This window comes from Novipirellula herctigrandis (assembly GCA_007859835.1).
In the GTDB taxonomy this organism is placed as follows: domain Bacteria; phylum Planctomycetota; class Planctomycetia; order Pirellulales; family Pirellulaceae; genus Novipirellula_A; species Novipirellula_A herctigrandis.
Window position 1 is genome coordinate 2,162,044 of sequence record SJPJ01000001.1, and the last position, 4,377, is coordinate 2,166,420.

2 protein-coding genes and 1 pseudogene are annotated in these 4,377 nt (G+C 55.8%); 2 read left to right on the forward strand and 1 reads right to left on the reverse strand.

The features are described from left to right. The first annotated feature begins 7 nt into the window (after positions 1 to 7). Positions 8 to 3,442: an SUMF1/EgtB/PvdO family nonheme iron enzyme gene (locus CA13_RS07720; protein ID WP_146395348.1), complete on the forward strand. Its 3,435-nt coding sequence runs from the start codon at positions 8 to 10 to the stop codon at positions 3,440 to 3,442. Positions 3,443 to 3,480: 38 nt separating this feature from the next. Beyond that, entirely contained in the window at positions 3,481 to 3,816 is a 336-nt protein-coding gene (locus CA13_RS07725) for a hypothetical protein (protein ID WP_146395349.1), read from the forward strand. Between the two features lie 154 nt (positions 3,817 to 3,970). Here the strand turns inward: CA13_RS07725 and CA13_RS34845 are convergent. After that, positions 3,971 to 4,377: pseudogene (locus tag CA13_RS34845) on the reverse strand (hypothetical protein); the annotation flags it as partial.

A 4,377-nucleotide genomic window follows, 5' to 3' on the forward strand; every position in this document is an offset into this window, starting at 1 on the left:
AGAGTCGGTGAAAATCGACAGAATATCGATTTGGAATCGCGACGGTTTTGAAACCCGGTTGAACGAGGTTCAAGTTCGGGTGCTTGGCCAGAACCGAAAAGTCGTTTGGGGGGCCGCGATCCCCAAGCCCGCTACCGGAGAGACGGTCCTCGACGTCGCCGGTTCCGAGAGTTCCCTCAAAGTCGGCCAAAAGATTGCGGAACTCAAGGAGATCCGTAATGTCCAAAAAACTCGGCGTAGCAGTCCGAAGATTGCCATGCCAGAGGTCCCCTTGCCGGAGGACAACGACGGCGTGCTTAACGGGCCCTTGATGAACGGCGGGCATCATGCCAGTGGCGAAGGCGATCGTGAATCGTTGCGGCTAGCCATCGAAGATCTGATCAACCAGTTCGGCGACAAGTATGCCAAGGGACAGGAGTTCCTGAAGCGGCTGGAGGGGATCGACAACGAAGACAGCGATGAATTCGCGACGCTGAAGAAGGAGGCCCTGTTGGCCAACCCGCTGCTAGACTTCGACCACCTGCTGATGGTCCGCAGCAAAAAGGGCAAGCGGTTTTCCAGTAATTGGCAGACTCGGGTATCAGGCGAGGCTGCGGGCGCGTATGACGATGAGCTCGTCGTGATGTCGCCGCTTTACGAGGGCGAGATCAAAACCGTCTATAAACCGACCGGTGGCAAGTTTGTCGGTGATCTGGATTTGCACTTTGACGGCAACCGTTTGCTGTTCGCCTCGCATTGCGAAAAAGACGAATTGAGCGAGGCTCCGGGCGACGGTATGGGGTATGCCGTGTTCGAACAGATGATCGATCCAAGTAGCGGCGAGCCGCGCGGCAAGCCACAGAGGGTCACTCCTGACATGGGCGCCGACGTCGATTGCTACGACGCCTGTTACCTACCCGATGACCGTGTCATCTTCGCCTCGACCGCCAGCTATGAAGGCGTGCCGTGCGTCGGCGGCAATTCCTATGTCGCCAATCTGTACCGGATGAATCCCGATGGCACGGGCGTCCGCCGTCTCACTTTCGACCAGGATGCGAGTTGGCATCCGGCGGTGATGGAAAGCGGCCGCGTGATGTACGCCCGTTGGGAATACACCGACTCGGCTCACTATTTCAGCCGTGTGTTGATGACGATGAACCCTGACGGAACGGATCAAAAGGCGTTCTATGGCAGTAACTCTTATTGGCCCAACAGTATTTTCTTTCCCAGACAAATCCCTGGGAAGCGATCCATGTTCCTGGCGACGGTGACCGGCCACCACAGCAACGCGAAGGGAGGCGCCCTCTGCCTGTTCGATGCTGCCAAGGGCCGCCACGATGCCGACGGCGCCGTACAACTGATCACCGGCCGGGGTAAAGAGGTTGAGCCGCTGGTGATTGATAATTTGGCCAAAGTTTATAGCCCAATGTTCTACACCCCGTACCCATTGAGCGATAAGTACTTCCTGGCGGTTACCGGCAACTCGGTCTACCTGCTCGACGTGTTCGACAACATGCTGTGCTTGAAGAAGGCGAATGGCGATGGCGGTTACTTCGAGCCGATTCCACTTCGCAAGACAAAACGCCCCGCACTCATGCCGGACCGGATCGATCTTGCTAACAAAGATGCCACGGTGCTGATCCACAATATCTACGAAGGACCAGGGCTGAAGAATGTCCCTCCTGGCACAGTGAAAAGTCTTCGCGTCTATCGTTATGAATATGGTCCGCGTCACAAGGGAGGCCACTATTCGATGGGAATGGAGGCTGGCTGGGACGCGAAGCAATTGCTCGGAACCGCGCCGGTCGATGCGGACGGCTCCGCCAACTTCAAGGTACCAGCCAACACACCGTTCTCAATGCAACCCCTCGACGAAGATGGCAAAGCGCTCCAGCTGATGCGAAGCTGGACGGTGGCCATGCCCGGCGAGAGGCTTTCATGTATTGGTTGCCATGAAAGCCAAGATACGGTCCCGATGATTCAACGCGCCTCGGCGATGAATCGTGCGTCGAGTGAACTCGAACCGTTTTATGGCCCGCCGCGAGGTCTCAGCTTTCAGCGCGAGGTCCAACCCGTCCTCGACAAGTATTGCATCGGCTGTCATGACGGCTCAAACGATCTGACGCCAAACGGCCACGACCGGGCGGGACGTTATCAGGTGGCCGATCGTATCATCGGTACCGGACCGAACACGGGCATGAAATTTGCCGAATGCGGTATCCCTGATTTTTCGAACCCCAGCGACGCCCACGAGACGCTGCATCCGTACGTTCGCCGCAATGGCCCCGAGGGCGATTATCACCTGCTCACTCCGCTCGAGTTCCATGCCGACACAAGTGAACTCGTCCAGATGCTCGAAAAAGGCCACCACAACGTGAAGCTCGACGAGGAAGCGTGGGAGCGCCTGATCACGTGGATCGACCTGAACGCTCCTTACCACGGCACCTGGAGCGAGGCGGGCGCGAAGGCGACGATTCTGGATCGGCGGAAGGAGCTGCGCGAGCAGTACGACCTCGTTGATTATGATCCGGAGCGGATCGTTAACCCCTATCGGAAGTCGGAAAAATTCGAGTTTCCCGAACCGCAACAGCAAGACGTGCTCCAGCCACAACCTGCGCGCGTACACTCGCACAAGCAGGAGACGCTTGCTTTCGAGTTGAGCGATTCCGTGACGATGAAGCTTGTTAGCGTCCCCACCGGTGAGTTCTCCATGGGTAGCAACGACGAAACGCCCGTCGAGCAACCGGTTTCGCGCGTCAGGATAGACAAGCCGTTCTTTATGGGAACCACCGAGGTTACTCTGGAACAGTTCCGGCAGTTCGACCCTGACTATCTCAACGGCGTGTACGACATGCACTACAAGGATCAGGTTAAGCGGGGCTATTACATGAACGACATGCGGTACCCAGTGATCCGCGTTTCCTGGGATAAGGCCATGGCGTTCTGTGATTGGCTTTCGCAGAAAACCGGTCGTAAGGTGACACTTCCGACAGAAGCCCAGTGGGAATGGGCCTGCCGAGCCGGGACCGATACGCCGCTATCCTTCGGTGGCCTCGACGCCGATTTCTCCAAACACGCCAACCTGGCGGATATTACGGTCAAGCAGATGGCCGTAAACGGCGTGAATCCCAAGCCAATACCAGATCCCAATTATAAGGTCGACTTCGAGCTGAAAGACCCCCGATCAAACGACGGGGTACTACACCTCGCCAAGGTAGGCAGCTATGAGCCGAACTCGTGGGGTTTGTTCGATCTGCACGGCAATGCTGCCGAATGGACACGATCGGACTACAAGGCGTATCCTTACGACGAAGGCGATGGACGCAACAACGGCAGCGGCAAGAAGGTTCTCCGCGGTGGCTCCTGGCACGACCGCCCGTTCCGTGCCTCCTCAAGCTATCGTTTGGGTTACCCCGAGTGGCAAAGGGTTTATCACGCTGGTTTCCGGGTTGTTGTCGAGTAGGCTCAGACCGTAAGGAAGGACGCAAAGCCATACGGAATGTGCTCGACAATACCCTGCGCGGAACAAGAACTCTGCGACCTGTTTGGTCGGCGAGTTCTGGGTTGGAAAGCGGATTGGTTGATGCGAGCTCGCGAACCCGCAGGACGAGTGGAGGCGAGTGCAAACAAACACAACAAACACTGAAACAAGAAAGGGGAAAACAAGAAACAAAAGAAACAAAAGAAAACAAGAAAGCAATAACAAATCAAGAAAAATCAAGAAAGGGCCACCCAAGTTTTCCAATGAGCAAGAAACAAGAAAGAACAAGAAAGGGCCACCCAAAGAAACAAGAAAGAGCCACCCAGTTTTTGATTTCAGCAAAGAGATTTTTTTGAGTCTTTGCTTCGGAAATATTCCCCCTTTGGACGCGATCGGAGTGGTAACCCTCCCTTCCTGCGAGCGCACATGCATCTTTACAGCACCGACCGCGCAGCACACAACGTCAATCGCAAAATCAGTTGCAGGTTCTAGCGTGCGGAACAGAATCCGCTACACCGAAGATAGTCCGAGTGGGTTCTCGGGAGCACACAGCCAGCCTTGACCACACCGGACTGCCTCGCGAGCAAGGCTCTCGGGCGTTCCTGCCGCTCGCTTAAAGACGCGACCAAACTCCTTCACAATGTCGCACCAACCATGAGTGTCGAGCCCAATGCGACTCAAGATAGGAGCCAAGAAAAGCAAGAAAGGGCCACCCAGGTTTTTGGAAACAAGAAAGGACCCAGACAAGAAAGGCAAGAAAGGGCAAGAAAGGGCCACCCAGTGCTTGATTTCAGCAAATAGATTTTTTTGAGTCTTTGCTTTGGAAATATTCCGCCATTGGACGCGATCGGAGTGGGAACCCTCCCTTCCTGCGAGCGCACATGCATCTTTACAGCATCGACCGCGCAGCACACAAC